Raw genomic sequence first — 17,165 nt, 5'->3', positions numbered from 1 at the left:
GCTTTGACTATGAATGTAGAGCCATTTTGAAGTCTTGAAAGAAGTGAAATTAAAAAATACGAATAACAGGATTAAATGAAATTTACCTACAATCCAAGAATTATTAGGCATTTAGGGTATGAATTAATTACCTCAGATGAAGTTGCTATAACAGAGCTTATTAAAAACTCCTATGATGCTAAAGCACCTAATGTGACGATTCAATTCTTATCAGGATTGGATAATTTGGACCTTTCAAAATTAACTCAACCTATCCCTGAGATTCTATCTGAACAATTGAATGAGAATCCCATTCCGGGTTTGGTAGTAATCGAAGATGATGGTAAAGGCATGACATATACTGAACTTCAAAAGGGATTTTTTGAAGTAGGAACCACGGTTAAAAAAGAGGAAAAAGAAAAGTCTGAAGAAACAGATGATAATATAATATTAGGAGATAAAGGTATCGGAAGGCTAGCTGCTCAACGAATAGCACCTATATTAATTGTTGAATCTATAACTGAGAATAATACAAAGGTTAATATAGTAAAAGTTACGTGGGAGGAGTTTATTAACAATAAAGAGTTTGATGCTCCGGAATGGACTCCTGACCGTACCGAACAAGGTTCGTATACTAGGTTATGGCTCCTTGGGACTCCTGACATACCAGTTCAGATTGACAAGTATTACGAAAAACGTGAAGTTTTCGAAATTGAGGATTTGTTTGGCAACCCAGGTAAGAGCCTTGGCAATTCACTTTTTGTTAAAGATGATTTGCAAACAGCTCTTAGTTTTTTGTATTCTCCATTTGAAGAAAAAAAGAGTACAATCAATTTAGATATATCGGCTAATGGAGAACAAATAACACTAGATTTTAATTATCAGGCTTTAAAAGTAGCTGAGTCAATTCATTCATTTAAGACTGAGACTATTTTAGATGATGAAGGAAATCCAAAAGACTTAAAATTTACTTTAGAAATGAAATTACGTCCTTGGTTTCTTGAACGTATTCATCATCGAGAACTGGGAAATGTACTTTATCAGGATTGGAAAAAATCTCCAACAGAATATAAAGAGTTCTATAACAAGTATAAGGACTACTATGATGCCAATTTAAAAGATTCTTTTTTATTGTCAGAAGTAGAAGAAAAGTGGAAAGAAAAGTGGATTAAGAAGCGTGAGCTATTTCCTGATAATTTTGTCAATGCTCTTTTGAAAGTTGCTCCAATAAAAGGTGAAATCCATACATTTAAAAGGGATAATACTTTGATGAGTATGGCCAGAAGGTCGGCAATTGACAATAAATATATTGACAATACGACTAGAATTAATTTCGATATCAGACCTTTTCTGGAAGCACACAATGGAATAAAATTATACCGGAATTCATTTAGGATAGCAACTATCGGAAATAAAGACAATGATTGGTTGCAGTTTCAACAGAAAAGAACGGTTGGACAACAGTTTTATCGTTTCGAATTAGGTAATGTTATTGGCTTCATAAAAATCAATGATCCAAAACAGCGATATATATATGAAACAAGTTCACGTGAACATTTAACCCAGAATGAATATGTTGATTCTCTTCAAATAGCTTTAAGTGAAGTCTTGGATATTTTTTCTCCAGGATATACGAAAACAGCGGTAGAATTAACAAAGAATTTTTTGGACCAAGAAGGGTGGTTGCCGGAGAATACTGACGAACAAATTAAAGAAGAAGTTGATAAATCCAAAGAGATACTTGCTGCCGCCAAAAAGAATCTTGCTGCGATTCAAGAAGCTATAACTGCAATAAAAGATAACATTGATTTAGATACAGAGGACAAAATAAATTCGGTTAAAAAAGTATTCGGAAAATTAGAACCAGTAACGCTGAATTTTGAACAAAATTTGGATGATACTCAAAGATCTTTGAAAAGTGCCAACCAATTACTTGAAGTTGCGAAACAAGAACAGATTAGAATTAAGACTGAGGCTTATAATAATTATAAGTTGATGGCAAATGGATTGGTGACTGAAATTATCACACATGAATTACATTCCTTATTAAGCAGTTCAGAAGAAGAAGCAGAAAAGTACGAGAAGCATTTTACTACCATTGAAAACCATTTTCTAGATAACGAAGAATTCGACATAAATAATTCTCATTTCCTACCAATTAAAGACAAGTTTGATCACTTATACAAACGAATGGGAGACTTAGATAAGTTTTATTCTTTCTTAGAAAAGACTTTTATCACTAGCGAAGGAAACAGAGCATTGAATCCAGCGAATGTTAAAGAGGAATTAGAAATCATTGTGGATCGATTCAAATTTAGATTAAATAGACACAATGTTGAAGTTGATTTAAGTTCAGTTAACAATACTTGGGAAGTGCCAAAAGGAGCTCTTTTACACGTGTTTTATAATTTAATTGATAATTCAATCTACTGGATTAGACAACGTCAAAAGTTTGCCAAAAAAGACAATACATATATTCATGAAGGGATCGACAAAATCGTAATAAAAACAACATCTCCCAATACCTTACAAGTTGAAGATACGGGAACAGGTGTATTAGAAAAATATCAGCATACACTTTTTAATGAACTTGTCTCAGGACGTGACAATGGAAGAGGTATGGGGTTGTATATAGTTAGACAATTTTTAAAGTCCTTTGGAGGTGAAATAGAGCTTCTTCCGATTACCAATAGTTATGGTAATCGATACATTTTTGAATTAAGGATGCAAAACAGGTTAGAGGAAGATGAGTAAGTTGCAAGATCTTATAAAAAGCCTTAAGGCATACTCAATTCTTATCATAGAGGATGAGATTACTTATATAGATGATCCCGTAAAATTATTGATAAGATTTTGCCAGGCAGATAATCGGGTAAAAGAGGCTATTATAGAAGATTTAAACACGATTAACTTCAATACCCTTAGTCAGGCAATAGAGGATTTTAATACTGAATTTACCCCTCTTCTTAGTAATAGGAAAGAAGTTAATAATTTTCTTACAGGAGGTTATTTAGATAGATTCTTAAAGAAATTCGGGAAAGAAGAATTATTAAAAGATGTAGTATTTGATCAATTCAATGCAGCATTGGAAAAGGATAAAGAAACTGAATCCATAAAGGCAATATTTGCAAAATATGGAATTTATTTGAATATAAATGACGCTCACTATAGACAATTGCTATCTGAATTAAATGGAATAGAGGGAGTGCAGATTTTATACTATAAACAAACACCTGGCTCTAATAAAGATTCTTTTTATGCCGATATACTGAAAAGTGTTGAAAGAACATCTAGTAATTTTTGTTTGGCTATAGTTGATAAATCACTAAGCACTGGTAGTGCGAATGAAGTTGGAAAGGAATTCATTATTGATGATTTAGTTGGTGCATATAAGGATAATAGTGAATTACGATTTATAGCTTGCTTATATACAAGTAGGCCAGATCCAGACGAAAAAGAACTAATAAAATATGAAGATTTTTTCATTGAAGAAATTACTAAGGGTTCTGATCAGATTATTGATAAAATGACGAAAAGTCTTGCTCAGTCTGCATTTGCTGAAGTTTTTAATTCATTACGAAAAAAGAAAATTGATAGTTCTGAAGAAGCATTTAAGTTAGCTTTACGAAACCAGAAAAATATTAAATACATAATATCCGAATCACATAATGAGGGTATACCATCATATGATGCAACGAAATATTGGTTCGATTTAGCTAAACAAAAAAAATTTGATGACATTGAAGTTGCTGATTACAAATTAATTGCTGGATTATCAGCATTTTTTAAGCACGGGTATTTAGATGATCATCCAAAAACATCAGAAATAGGAGATGAACTTTTAGAGATAAATACTTTTGAGCTTTTTGATTATAATGTCAATAAAAAACATATGCCAATAGCTCCTGGTGATATATGGGAGAAGGATGGATCATATTTTATACTTGTGGGACAACTCTGTGATTTGTTACTGAGAAAGAATAATACAAGAAAGGCTAAAATTGCTGAATTATTTAAAATAGAATTAGCACCTGAGACTCCAAAAACAAAATATGAAATAAAATTGGTGGGAGAAAATAAATATGTTTATATAAATAATTTTAGAGATAAAACAGATGGTTATTATAAACCAATCAGGGTAGAAATATCAACACCGAATATATACTATGCTGATTTATCAGTTTTAGATTTGTGTATGTACAATGATAATGGAGAGTGTGAGATTGATCCAAATGAAGATTTAAGAGATCATATCAAGTTTATTCTACCTGAAAATAATGACAAATACTATGATGAATTAAGAAGTGACTACCAAAAATTAGGAGAAGTTAAAGTGATGCAGTTGTACACTGCAATGAGATTTAATGATCCCATTGAATTTTCTAAAACCAAATTTAAAAAATTAGGTGATAAGTATAGTTATGGATTGAATAGAGTATCCAGATTGAAAGGTAGATACTTCGATTCGTTATATAATAATTACCTCAATAACAAGGGGAGGATTGATTTAAATCTAATAGATAATTCTCCAGAGCTTATAAGACAGGTAAAGTTGACATTTGATTTACCAGGTGACGTGGAGTCTACTAGGGTACTCGATAACTTTGAATTATGGGCTGCAAATGGTAATGAGTATTTTAGGCTTTCTGATATTCAAGATGCCCTTAGTGATTATAAGAACTTGTTGTCCTTTTGTATCAATGATAGGTTGACTTCAAAGGAAACTAATCAATATATACTTGTTAAAGAGTCTCAGTTAGAATATCATTTGACTCATAAATATCGCTTTGGTGATAATAACTATGTTCAAAAACAGGAGTTTAGCTTTAAAGATTTATTTGGAGAAGTTAAACCGAGTGAGGATGGTAATTTTCAAATATTGAATAGTGATTGTGTTCATTCCTTTGTTAATGAAGCAGGTTATGCAACCAGGAAATTAACAGTTCAAGAATTAAAATTAGGTGTTAAAATATTTGATAAAAAAGTAAAACTTCAACTTGTAAATGGAGTATTAGAAAGAGAACGATATGAAGAATAAAACGTTTGAAATTTTATCACTTTTTTCAGGAGGCGGATTTCTTGATATTGGTTTTATAAATCAAGGTTTTCAGATAAATGAAGCAGTTGAAATTGAGTCATACTTTATTGAAGCGTATAATCATGGCTTGAAAAAGTATTTCGAAAATTCAAAGAATTATTATATTCAAAATAAAATTGTTTCTCATAATGAAATTCTAAGAAGTGTTGATGCATCCAGTAGCAAAGAACAATTGCGACTAAAAAATGAACATAAAGGGATAACTGGTATAATTGGAGGGCCACCTTGCCAAGATTATTCAGTAGGAGGTAAAAATGGAGGAATAGAAGGGGAGAGGGGAAGGCTCATATATAGTTATCTCAGTATAGTCAAAAAAATTAAACCCGATTTTTTGTTTTTTGAAAATGTTGAAGGTCTTTATAAGACTAAAAGGCACAGAAAATCATTTAATGAATTCGTCAAGGATATTGAAAAATCTGGTTATTATGTCTGGCACGATTTATTAAATGTTTTAGAGTATGGTTATCCTCAAGACAGGCCACGAATTGCGTTAGTGGCTTTTAAAAAAACTATTATCAACTCACTAAAAAAAGCTGGGTATAATATTGAAGTAGACAATGAATTGCTGAAATACAACCATCATGACAAACAGGTTTTCAGATGGCCAGAACCTAAATATAAAAATCCAAAAAAATTAGATTTTCCAAAGAAATGGGATTTTGGTAACAAAATTACTAGTTATGCTCTAAATGGTCATTCTGAATTATGCACTAACTATGTTTTAGCGGATTTAACTACAAATCATCCTAATCAAAATGAATATTTTATTCCAAGATCAAATAGATTTCAGATTGTACCAGAAGGTGATACAGATAGGAAATCTTTTAAGCGTTTACATAGATTCAGATATAGCCCTACAGTTGCGTATGGAAATAATGAAGTTCATTTACATCCTACAAAAGCAAGAAGATTAACTGTTAGAGAAGGATTAAGGTTGCAAACAGTTCCAGACGAGTACGAATTACCTTCAGAAATGCCACTTACACCTAAATTTAAACTAATCAGCAATGGTGTTCCAACAGCAAAGGCAGAGTTAATTGCAAGTGAGATAAAGCGGACCTTAATGAACTATTATAATTTATAATTGAAGAATTCAATATTTGAAACAATCTGACCATTGGTGCTGAATACTTCAAAATAACGAATCACAGAGCCTGGCAAATCTGTTGTGTGTTCGGTTGGAGAGAAACTCTATTATGTGTTGGCCTAAAAAATTAGACTCTCAATATCAGCGTTTGTTTTTACCAATCCATGATTGGCTTTAACATAAAATCTTTAACGTTATGTCACAGGAATAGTCATAACTGGTTTTATGTTAATCAGCAGAGCTGGTCGCAAATCATTCTAATAGTTATATAATTTACATTATGTTAAATAAAGAATTCAACACCTCCTATATTTTGATCCATAGCCCTATGCTGCAAGCTTTCTGCTGATTTGTGGTTTGCTCCCCTTTTGATGGTTCGATCTGGTAACTCATAGAACGAGATTGCTTCACTACGTTCGCAATGACGCGCCTAGAAAAAGAGATTCCTCCTTCGTCGGAATGACAGCGTGTCCTGACTACAGATTACCGATTACAGATTACCGTTTACTGATCATTTCATATCCTTTAGATAAGATTGCTTCTCCTGCCTAACCGGGATCGTAATGACGTGGAAATATCTGTGTTTATCCAATTCATCTACCCCAATTCATCTGTGGTTAAACGATTAGTAAAAGAGATTCCTCCTCAGTCGGAATGACAGCGTGTACTGACTACAGATTACCGATTACCGATTACCGATTACCGATTACTGATTACTGATTACCGTTTACTGATTACCGTTTACTGATTACCGTTTACTGATTACCGTTTACTGATTACCGTTTACTGATTACCGATTACTGATTACCGATTACCAAATACCGACAATAATCCTTATTATTGGGACTTTACTTTGTCTTGTTAGCAATCAATCTTTATGAATAACCCTATTTGGAGGCGTGTCGGATTAATTCTGGGACCGCTGGCTTTTACATTGATTCTTTTATTTTTTCATCCACAGGGTTTATCGGCCGATGCCCGGGCGGTGATGGCACTGGCCATTTGGATGGCGATTTGGTGGATTTCTGAAGCCATTCCCATTGCAGCAACGGCCCTATTGCCGCTATTGATATTTCCCCTTACCGGTGCATTGTCCATGGATGATACGGCCAGTCCTTATGCTGACCCTAAAGTATTACTTTATATGGGCGGCTTTATGATCGCCGTCACCATAGAAAAATGGAACCTACACAAGCGTATTGCACTGTCCATCATCGCTTTTATTGGTACAGATATGCGTTTGATCGTTTTAGGATTTATGCTGGCCACGGCATTTTTGTCCATGTGGATTTCTAATACGGCCACCTCCTTAATGATGCTGCCCATTGCGGTGGCGGTGGTCCATCAGTTGTCGGAAGGGATTTCCGGTACAAAAATTAACGAAACCATGATCGGACAAGCCCTGATGTTGGGAATTGCCTATAGTGCTTCTATCGGCGGAGTGGCTACGATTATAGGGACACCTACCAATATCGTTTTTGTGGGAATCATAAAGGAACTTTATGGTATTGAAATTGGATTTGCGGAATGGATGATGATTGGATTGCCAGTATCCTTGATACTATTGGGGATTTGTTGGTGGTATTTGGTAAAAATTGCTTATCCTTTTCCAGCTAATATGTCCCTATCTGGCGGTAAGGATGAAATTCAAAGGCAACTCCAGGCTTTGGGAAAAATATCAAAACAAGAACAAAGGGTCTTGGCGGTCTTTAGTTTGGTGAGTTTTTGTTGGATCACTAGGGTGTTTTTATTGCAGGGGCTCCTCCCCTTTCTAAATGATACCATTATTGCCTTGGGCGGTGTTTTATTATTGTTTATCATTCCTTCTGGTCAGGGAAACAAGCGATTATTGGATTGGAAAACAGCCGAAAATATCCCCTGGGGCATCTTATTGCTTTTTGGCGGTGGACTTTCCTTGGCAGCAGGCTTTAAAGAGACCGGTTTGGCAGCTTGGTTGGGAGGGCATTTTGAGGCGCTACAAAACATCCATTTCCTGATTTTCCTTTTTGTTATTGTAGCCTCCGTGAATTTCCTAACTGAAATCACCTCTAATGTAGCCACGGCATCCATGCTATTGCCGATTTTAGGTTCGGTAGCCTTGGCTTTGGGTGTCCATCCCTATGGTCTGATGGTCGGTGCCACCATGGCAGCAAGTTGTGCCTTTATGCTTCCTGTAGCCACTCCACCCAATGCGGTGGTCTTTGGATCGGGCTATCTCACTATCCCAGCCATGGCCAAGGCTGGACTCTGGATGAATATATTGTCGATTATCTTTATCAGCCTGTTTGTCTATTACCTGATGCCGGTATTATGGGGATTGGATTTGAAGGTTTATCCCTTTTAAGTTAGTATTTAGTCATGATTCCTGAGTATTGAGATTGGAGTCAGGTTAGGTCATCACGAAGAGCTTGCGACAAGATAAAAAAGATAAAAGAAGCTAGACAAAAGATAAAAGACTGGATTTCGGTTGATATTTGATTTCGTTGAAAATAATCTGACCAAGGGGAAAAATAAGGTAACAGATGGGTACAGATCATTAATACGGAGCCTTTTCTATATATATCGATGTCATGCTGACGATAGAGCCTGTCCCGATTATCGGGAAAGCATCTCTTCCAGTAACTATTAACTAAAGAAATCCTTCCTTTGTCAGCATAGCCTGCCCCGAGGACTATCAGGGACATTTTAAATCTTTGTTCTTTACTCTTAAATCTAACGTCTAACATCTAGCGTCTAATATCTCAATTGTCTCTTGCTTCATAAATCCTCAGAAAAAGTATACTTGCCATATTCCTGGCATGTTCCTTGGCATGGTCGGCTACTTTGCCTTCAAAAAGCCTATCCAAGGTGGTGAACCAGAGTTCCAGCCAATTGCCAAAATGAACCTGGCTAAGCCCCTGCCCTGTTTTCTGGTCAACTTCCTTATGGGCCTTGAGTGGGTTGAATTTGTTTTTACCTGGTCCGCTTTGTAGTAAAATCATTTCCCAGAAATCAGAGAGTCGCTCCAAGTGCTCAGGCCAATTGGTGACAATGCCATTAAAGATAGGTCCCAGATTAGGATGCTCCCTTACTTGTGCGTAGAAAGTATGCACCAGCTTTTCTACATCTTCCCTATTTCGGATATCGTGTTTTGCCATGGTGTAAAGTTAGTGATTATTTAGACGTCAGACATGAGATATGAGATGGGAGACAGATTTGTTCCCTTCTTCCTACTTTGTACCTTGTACTTCTTACTTTAAAAAAAGTAAAGTCTTGTTAAGGTCGATACTTAAGCGTAAATTATAGTTTTACAACCTAAAAAATGACCATAATATGAAATTTACAAGAAGAGCATCCGCCAACTGGAAAGGAAAAGGAGAAGATGGTTTAGGCACCATCAGTACCCAAAGCGGTGTTTTATCCGAAGCAAAATACTCGACCGATGCCAGATTTGCCGACGCAAAAGGTACCAATCCGGAAGAACTGGTAGGTGCTGCTCATGCTGGCTGTTTTAGCATGAAGCTGGCCTTTGTGATCAATGAGAAGGGATTTACTGCATCCAATATAGATACAGAGGCAAAAGTGACTTTTGAAGATGGCAAAATCAGCAATATCCATCTAAAATTAAGTGCTTCTGTTGAAGGGATGAGCGATGCTGACTTCCAAAAAGCCGCCAAAGAAGCCAAAGAAGAATGCCCCATCTCCAAATCCCTGGATACAGAAATCACCCTGGATGCGAAGCTGGTATGAAATTAACCCCTCAGTCCTTTGGACAGCTCCCCTTAAATAAAGGGGAGCATAGATTATCTTTCAAAATATGATTTATATAAATATAATGATTAAGTTCCCCTCCTAAATTTTAGGAGGGGTCAGGGGTGGTGAAATTTCGTTTGATTTCGGATAAAACGCTTTCAAGTGAATTGAATACTTCCTCATTTCTGAACCTTATTACGCTAATATTTAGGTTTTCTAAATATTTTGTTCTTTCCTTATCATATTCATATCCTGCCTCAGTAAAATGATAAGCTCCATCTAATTCAATACACAATCTTTCGGATGGGCAGTAAAAATCTAATATATAATTACCTGCGCTGTACTGTCTTCTAAATTTCCTTCCTTTTAGTTTTTTATTGCTTAGTGCTTTCCATAAAGTAGCCTCGGCGGGCGTTCCATTGTTTCTGAGAACTTTTCTTTTTGCTTTTAAGTATGGTACATTATATATGATTTTTTTAAACCCCATTTGCCATAGATTTAATTACATTAAACGAGTATTAAATTTACATATACCAAACACTGGGCGTAGCATATGCTACGCCCAGTATTTGAAAAGAACGGGAAATTAATTCACCATCTTCCCTTCCTTAACCAACTCTTTTTTGATTCCGGCAAGTAGGTCTTCGTGTTCTAAAACCTGCTGCTCTTTGGCCAAGGCTTTGAGGCTGGCGAATTGGATGACATTAACAATATTGGCTCCTGACAATTCGTACTTTTTTGCTAAAGTATTAAGGTCGAGTCCTTCTGCCAGTGCGGCTTTTGGAGGGATGTTCTTTTCCCAAAGTACCAATCGCTCGGCAGCCACTGGCATTGGAAATTCAATGATACTTTGGAATCTTCGGGTGAAGGCAGCATCTATATTGCTTTTGAAATTGGAGGCCAAGATCACAAGGCCAGGATGACTTTCAATTCTTTGGAGTAAGTAGGAAACTTCCTGGTTGGCATATTTGTCATGGGCATCGCGGACATTGGTCCTTTTGCCAAAGATAGCATCAGCTTCATCGAAGAATAAGATCCAATCCTTATTGGCAGCCTTATCAAATAGGGATGACAGATTTTTTTCGGTTTCCCCAATGTATTTGGAGGTGACCAAGGATAAATCTATTCTATAGACATCCTTATTGGTGTATTTACCCAATAAGCTAGCTGTAAGGGTTTTGCCTGTTCCTGGAACACCAAAAAACATGACCCGATAACCAGGTTTAAGCCTGTTTTTCATTCCCCAATCATGCAATAAGGTTTGTTCATGTTTGAGCCATTCTTCTATTTCTTGAATTTGGTTCAAGGTTTTGCTGTTGAGCACAATATCCTCCCATTCCAGGTCAGTGCTGATCAATTGGGCAGGGAAATTATTGCTCAATTTGGGCTTATTGATATGCTCGGTGGTAAATAGTTCTGCATATTCATTATCCATTAGCAGGGCTGTAGACCATAGGGGCTCATTTCTGTCGCATTCATCTAAATATAGAATCCCTTTTTGGAATAATTTGGATTGATGGAATAAGGGAAAATATTTCTTTCGGGTCTCAGGATCATTGCCCGCTAATATATAAAGGGCTGTTTCTCCGGTGGGTATAATCCCCCTATGGTGCTTGGCTTTTACCCCACCAAATTCTGGAAACTCCCCTCCTTTTGGAAAATAATCCTGTATGATCCTATTGAAAAAACCTGGATCAATATGGGGAACGAGCGCTAAGATAAGCAATAAGAGGTCTTGGTTTTTTATATCATGCTCAAATATAAATTTACCCAGGGAGGCTTCCTTATTCAAATGAAGGTCCATCTGGGGCTTTTCCAATGCTTTGCTTTTGCCCAATTCAAAATCCAACCTGGACCGAATAGCGATATTTAAAAACTGTAATAACTCGTTCATCTGTGGCCTCGTTTTGTAAAACTCTAGTGTCCCGTCTGCTGCCTTAAGTAAGACTCAAGACTCCATACTATCAACTATATTTTTCGTAAGCTTTTTGCATTTTGATATCATATTTATTTTGGGCATAACCCGGTCCGTTATAGCCTCTGGCAAATTTGGCCCAGTTTTTTTCTTTTAAGTATTTGATCAAATTATTGACAGCTAAGAATTTCCCAAAGGCTTTTAAATGCTCTCTCTCATGTAATTGCATTTTAGCCACAAAATCATCTATGGAGGAATAACCTAAGCTATCGCAGTGGTAGCCCATTATTTGGAATGCGCCCCAGGAGGCGGATTTATAAGCTGCCTCCTTAAAGCCGGGATTATGGTTGATTTCAGCTGCTTTTTGTAGTCTTAGGTATTCGCCTGCACCACCTTTATAATGGCTTCTCGTCCATTTGGAGTATAAAACATCCTTGGTTTCTTCATTGGCATAATTGCTCGGATCTATACCTAACTTTTTCAGTTGCCTCCAGAAAACATGGCCTTCAAATAGGATTTTGGCCCTGCCATCTGGTAAAAATCCTTTTCCGCTACTTTCTACCTCGTTCACAGCTTTTACTGCTGGCAGTTCGAGATCATATTCCTTGGCAAAGTTCACTAAATCTTGTTCGGACAATAGTTTGCTGTGCTGTCCCAGTACAGTTGGGTTTTTGGCCAGTAATTTGGTCCATGTTTTAATACCTACAATCCCATCCACCACCAAATCATTCTTTTTTTGGTAATCCATGACGGCATGATGGGTTTTCAAATCGAAATAATTGGAAACAATAATATCATATCCCAGGCCTGATAAAATTTCCTCTAAATATTGGACTTCAGGTCCTCTGGAACGGTATCTTAGGGTTTGCATGATGTTAGGATGTTTGGTTCTCCACTAGATTTTTGTAATGCTGGGCTTTTTTATTTTCTGGCTGAATTTTCAGCGCACTGTCAAAAAGCTTTAAGGCTTCTTCATATTGATGAAGACTACAAAGGATAATGCCCTTCTCGGTTAATATTTGTGCATTTTCTGGGTTTAGCTTTAAAAGCAGGTTAATATGCTTTAAGCCCTCTTCCACATTACCTGTAGCCAAATAATTGATGGCCAAATAGTACCTGTAATCTTGTTGGTCAGGAGCTGCAGCCAAAGCTTTTTTTAAGGCCTTTTCTGCCAAGCCATGATTTCTTAATTGAAATTCGCATCTACCAATTTGAAACCAAAGGGCTCCTGAATCGCTATCTTTTCCCTGTTGGTACAATAGGTTCAAGGCATTTTCATATTCCTTCTTCAAGATCAGGGTTTTCGCTAGCTCGATCAGATAGCTTTCCTGGGGGCTTATGCTCAGCAATGTTTCCCAATAATGGGCAGCTTCCTCCAAGTTCCCCTCATAATTGGCCAATTTCGCCAAAGAAAGCCAGGCATTGGCATGTTTGGGATCTTTTTCAGCTGCAGCTAAATAGTTTTTTTTGGCTTGCTGGTTTTTACCCATCATGGCCATAGAGTTCCCTACATTGATTAAAAAATTGGGCTTTCTTTCTTGTTTGATGGCCAATTCAAAATACTCAATGGCCTTTTCAAAATCTTTTTGCTGATGGTGATACAGTCCGAGGTTGTTTAATAATGAGGCATTATTAGGATCAAGCTCAAAAGCAGCTTTATAGCATGTTACTGCCTGCTCAAAATCTTGGTTGAGAAAATGCTTTACGCCCTGGTTATTGAGTGATATAGCTTTGTCTTTTTCCATTTTATAATTTAATCAAATAAATCGTTTTTAACATCTCTGGCTAATCCTTTGGCCATATCGATGACATCCAAATCCGGATAAATCACCTCTATATCATCAAAGGACATATCGAAGGGTTCTCCTTCCCTGTAATGGACAGGGAATACCACTCCAAACTGAATGCCCGGTCCCCATTCATAAGAGGCAAGATTATGCCTCCATGTTTCGGAAATGGAAAACCAACCGATACCTAAGCTGGCTCTTGCAAAAGCATTGATGTCAAAGGTGAATTTTGGATTGACCGTTATCCTGCCTTCAGCATCCAATGCCAGACCAGTTTGAGGGCTCCAGTTGACGTCTACTTCGGCGGCAGCCTCGCCTTCCAGTCCTAGGGTTCCTGCTAACTCAATGCCACCACTAAGGCTGGCAATAGCCACACTGACCCCTAAACTTAAATCCCCTCTAAGAGTCAATCCAGCATCTGCAGGGATAGCAAATTCCCCATGGCCTGCTACAGTAGTTTCCTCTTCCCTTTCTGGATTATAGGTGATTTCTGCAGATAGGTTTCTTAATTCCCCAGGTCCAAAACCTGCAGTAAAGTCCAAGCCACCACCTATTTGGGCTACCAAGCCTATACTTCTCGGGCCCAATGGAATGGCGAAAAGTGGTATTTCTATGGTAGGAACACTGAAGAGGTTCCTATTGATCTCCCTTCTTCTGAATACTTCATAGCTATCTGAGGAGAGCCTGGCAGTGACCTCAATTTCTCCCTCAGGGGTGAAATTCACCCCTGCAGTGGCTGCCAGCCAAGGAGTGAGTTGTAAGGTCAGGCTACCACCGCCATATACCCGCATGGTATCATCGGGTTCTCCGGTGGGTTCCCCGTCATCTCCAATGGCCCTATTGGTAGCGCCTACATTGACGGTTCCGCTCAGCATTCCCCGACTGTAGGAAGCCGATCCTTCAATGGTCAAGGCCCCATTTTCATAGGTAACGCTCAGGGAAGTCGTAATGCCTGGTATATCCGGTTGGGCAGTTCCTGTAACAAAAATATCATACTCCTCTGCCCCTGATTCCTTGGAAACGCGGGCTTCCACATTACCTCCAGTGATGCCAGGAATATCTGAGCTCAAATCAAAATTACCGCCAATGGAAAAGCCTTCTTCACCATATTCCACGGTCATTGACCCACGTTCAATACCGGGGATGTCTAGTTCTGCCTCACCGGTTGCGGTGAAATTATTTTCACTATAGGATGCGGTAATGGTGGCACTTTTGACTCCTCTTACCTTCCCTTCAGGAATGCCTATTTCACCGCCAATGGTCCAAATATTGTCCTTATATTCTACATTGATCTCTGCAGGATCAAATAGTTCCGAATCAAAGTTAAAGGCACCTTCCAATTCAAATCCACCTGAAGTAGAAGCAGCCGCACCGATATGGCCCTCTCCCACTTGGTCAATGCCGAAGTTGACCTGACCTTCTATGCCAAGTCCTCTTTCAGTAGATACAAATAATGATAAACTAGAATCAGATATTTCGAATGGACGGGGGAAATTGAAACTGCCAATATCAAAAGTCTTGCTTATTTCTATATCTCCAGCTCTAATACTTAAATCCAAATCAGTACCTTCAATTAAAGAAAGTGTAGGGTGTACTTTACCTGTAATTTCAGGGCCATTATTACCATAAAAATTTGCTCCAGTAAAAGTAACAGGACTAAATTTTTTGATATTAAAGGCTCGGTTTGAATATTGCTGGAGAAAAAATTTATTTACATCTAAATAACCAGCAAAACGAGAACCTCTGTATCTATTAATAGTCAGAGGTGTTGAATCTACAGCATTAGCTACTTCATTTTCTTTTAACTCGAGGTGAAAATCACCTAAGGTGTCGGTATTTTCACTGCCTTGGGTTGTATTAAATGTCTTGGATGTAATTACCCAAGGGTTAAGCCATAATTTTTCATTTTGTATTAAAGAAGTATTATTGTTGAATTGCTTTCCAACACCACCGTTAGTAAATGGAAAAATAAAAACTTTAGATTCATCTCCTAAGGAATCAATAGACTCCAAACTAATGTCGTTTGTGGATTGTAGGTGTTCACCTGAATATATTTGATCATAATCCCAGTGACTTGGGTTGGCGTCAGCTCTTGATGTGGGATCGTTAACAGCATTATTGAATCTTAAATTCCAATGTTGTTTTACGACTGTGGCATTTTTCAAATTAGATCTTGGTCCGGATGGATTTTCTTTTTCATGATCACCTATTTTTCCAGCTATCATACTGATAGTGTTATTGATTGAAAAACCATAGGCTCTATTGGAATCCTCATTCAATAGATTTAAGTTATTCACTTCATTTTGACCTCCTAGTTGTAATTCTTGTTTATGATCTATTTGGAACCACCGTCGACTACCATTGCTTCGCCAAGAAGGAAGAGTAAGCTCTTCTTTGATGGCTTCAGGTTGGCCTATAATTCTTCTATATTGATTACCTTGTCCCCCTGGAACTTTAAATATATAAATTTTGCTATCTCTGATATCTTCTCTAAACTGAGTTCTTACATTTGATTCAACAAAGTCAACTATTGCTGAAGAAGATTTTAAATTATTTGTCCAAAGTGATCTTTGACTATTGTTTTCTTCGTTAGATTCTCTTCTATAATTTTTAGGTCTTGAAAAGGGGCGTTGACGATTATGGATAGGAACTTTATATGCCCCCATAGGAAATTTATCAATTACTATTGTATCGCTATTTGATATAATGACCTCAAGATTTAAACCTCTTACATCATTTATAGTGAAAGTGTCTGGGCTGAATGAAGATTCCTCTTCCCCATCCTTCTGCACCATCTTGCCCTGTACCGAAGAACTGCTTCCCTGCTGTATGGTATGGGTCAGTTCGTGGGCAAGTAGGTGCTGACCAGAGGTACTTCCCGGGTCATACTTTCCTTCATTAAAATAGATATCGTTGCCATGGGTAAAAGCCTGTGCACCGAGGTCTCGGCTCATTTGAACTGCTGTACTGTCCGTATGGACTTTGACATCACTGAAATCAGCCCCAAATCCACTTTCCATATTGGATTGGGTATGGGCATCCATGGGACTTCCTCCAGTACTGGATTTAATTTGACTTTCGAGTCCTGGGGAAACGGTATTACTCTGGTCTGATTTGGCTTGTACATTACCTTCAGAATTGTCATCCTCCCCTTCATCGCTTGCTTCAGGGCTTTTTTGTATTTCCTCTTCTTCTTGCTTTTGGAGTTCTTCTTCCTCTTCTTTTTCCTGAACCTGTTCTTCTTCTACCTGCGCTTGTACTACTGGTGTTACTGTTTCTGCAAGGGGCTTTTCCTGAACTTCAGCCTCTGCTGTTTCCTTTGTTTGAACTTCTTCCTCTTGTTGTGTTTGAACAGCGGTGTCTGCACCATGGTTTGCTGAAGGATCATTGATACCTTCAACTACGTGATCCGCCATTTGATCTGCTTCCAACTCATACTTGTCCCCTGCTTGACCCATGTTTAATTTAGCCTGAAAGAAGCTATCAGCTTGACTTTGGGCAGCTTTTCCTTTGCTGGAATCGGTTTTTGAGTTGAAAGATTTCATTGGTAAAATTTGGCTCTAACGG

Annotated in this window: 11 protein-coding genes; 5 read left to right on the top strand and 6 right to left on the bottom strand. The window is 37.5% G+C overall.

Going from position 1 to position 17,165, the window contains the following annotated elements:
• Positions 1-75: 75 nt before the first annotated feature.
• The 4 genes from H7U17_RS16270 to H7U17_RS16255 all read left to right on the top strand — a co-directional run bounded on the left by H7U17_RS16270 (position 76) and on the right by H7U17_RS16255 (position 8,508).
• Complete coding sequence (locus H7U17_RS16270) at positions 76-2,733, top strand: sensor histidine kinase (RefSeq protein WP_186757819.1); 2,658 nt, start codon at positions 76-78, stop codon at positions 2,731-2,733.
• The gene (locus H7U17_RS16265; RefSeq protein ID WP_186757818.1) at positions 2,726-5,017 is read left to right on the top strand and encodes a hypothetical protein; all 2,292 of its coding nucleotides are present in this window, start codon (positions 2,726-2,728) and stop codon (positions 5,015-5,017) included. The genes H7U17_RS16270 and H7U17_RS16265 overlap by 8 nt, the downstream gene beginning before the upstream one ends.
• A complete protein-coding gene (locus H7U17_RS16260; RefSeq protein WP_186757817.1) occupies positions 5,007-6,161 on the top strand; it encodes a DNA cytosine methyltransferase in 1,155 nt (384 codons plus the stop codon). The genes H7U17_RS16265 and H7U17_RS16260 overlap by 11 nt, the downstream gene beginning before the upstream one ends.
• An 880-nt stretch (positions 6,162-7,041) precedes the next feature.
• Positions 7,042-8,508, top strand: a complete 1,467-nt coding sequence (locus tag H7U17_RS16255) for an SLC13 family permease (protein ID WP_186757816.1) — start codon at positions 7,042-7,044, stop codon at positions 8,506-8,508.
• A gap of 397 nt (positions 8,509-8,905) precedes the next feature.
• Here H7U17_RS16255 and H7U17_RS16250 read toward each other — a convergent pair whose 3' ends face one another.
• Positions 8,906-9,301, bottom strand: coding sequence for a group III truncated hemoglobin (locus H7U17_RS16250; protein WP_186757815.1), 396 nt, complete (start codon positions 9,299-9,301; stop codon positions 8,906-8,908).
• 175 nt (positions 9,302-9,476) lie between these two features.
• Between H7U17_RS16250 and H7U17_RS16245 the strand changes: the two genes are divergently transcribed.
• Positions 9,477-9,893, top strand: coding sequence for an OsmC family peroxiredoxin (locus H7U17_RS16245; protein ID WP_186757814.1), 417 nt, complete (start codon positions 9,477-9,479; stop codon positions 9,891-9,893).
• Between the two features lie 109 nt (positions 9,894-10,002).
• Here H7U17_RS16245 and H7U17_RS16240 read toward each other — a convergent pair whose 3' ends face one another.
• The 5 genes from H7U17_RS16240 to H7U17_RS16220 form a co-directional block, all read right to left on the bottom strand.
• Positions 10,003-10,383 (bottom strand): endonuclease domain-containing protein, encoded by a 381-nt coding sequence (locus tag H7U17_RS16240; RefSeq protein WP_186757813.1) that lies wholly within the window; start codon positions 10,381-10,383, stop codon positions 10,003-10,005.
• A gap of 99 nt (positions 10,384-10,482) precedes the next feature.
• On the bottom strand, positions 10,483-11,790 hold the full coding sequence (locus H7U17_RS16235) for an ATP-binding protein (protein ID WP_186757812.1): 1,308 nt from the start codon (positions 11,788-11,790) through the stop codon (positions 10,483-10,485).
• Between the two features lie 70 nt (positions 11,791-11,860).
• Positions 11,861-12,682, bottom strand: a complete 822-nt coding sequence (locus H7U17_RS16230) for an N-acetylmuramidase domain-containing protein (RefSeq protein WP_186757811.1) — start codon at positions 12,680-12,682, stop codon at positions 11,861-11,863.
• A gap of 4 nt (positions 12,683-12,686) precedes the next feature.
• Positions 12,687-13,556, bottom strand: a complete 870-nt coding sequence (locus H7U17_RS16225) for a tetratricopeptide repeat protein (protein ID WP_186757810.1) — start codon at positions 13,554-13,556, stop codon at positions 12,687-12,689.
• Positions 13,557-13,564: 8 nt separating this feature from the next.
• Complete coding sequence (locus H7U17_RS16220; RefSeq protein WP_186757809.1) at positions 13,565-17,143, bottom strand: eCIS core domain-containing protein; 3,579 nt, start codon at positions 17,141-17,143, stop codon at positions 13,565-13,567.
• Positions 17,144-17,165: the final 22 nt, after the last annotated feature.

Origin of the sequence: Echinicola salinicaeni, assembly GCF_014280965.1 — a bacterium.
Lineage (GTDB): Bacteria > Bacteroidota > Bacteroidia > Cytophagales > Cyclobacteriaceae > Echinicola > Echinicola salinicaeni.
The sequence above is the reverse complement of the archived record's forward strand: the minus strand, read 5'-3'. Positions and strand labels throughout refer to the sequence as shown.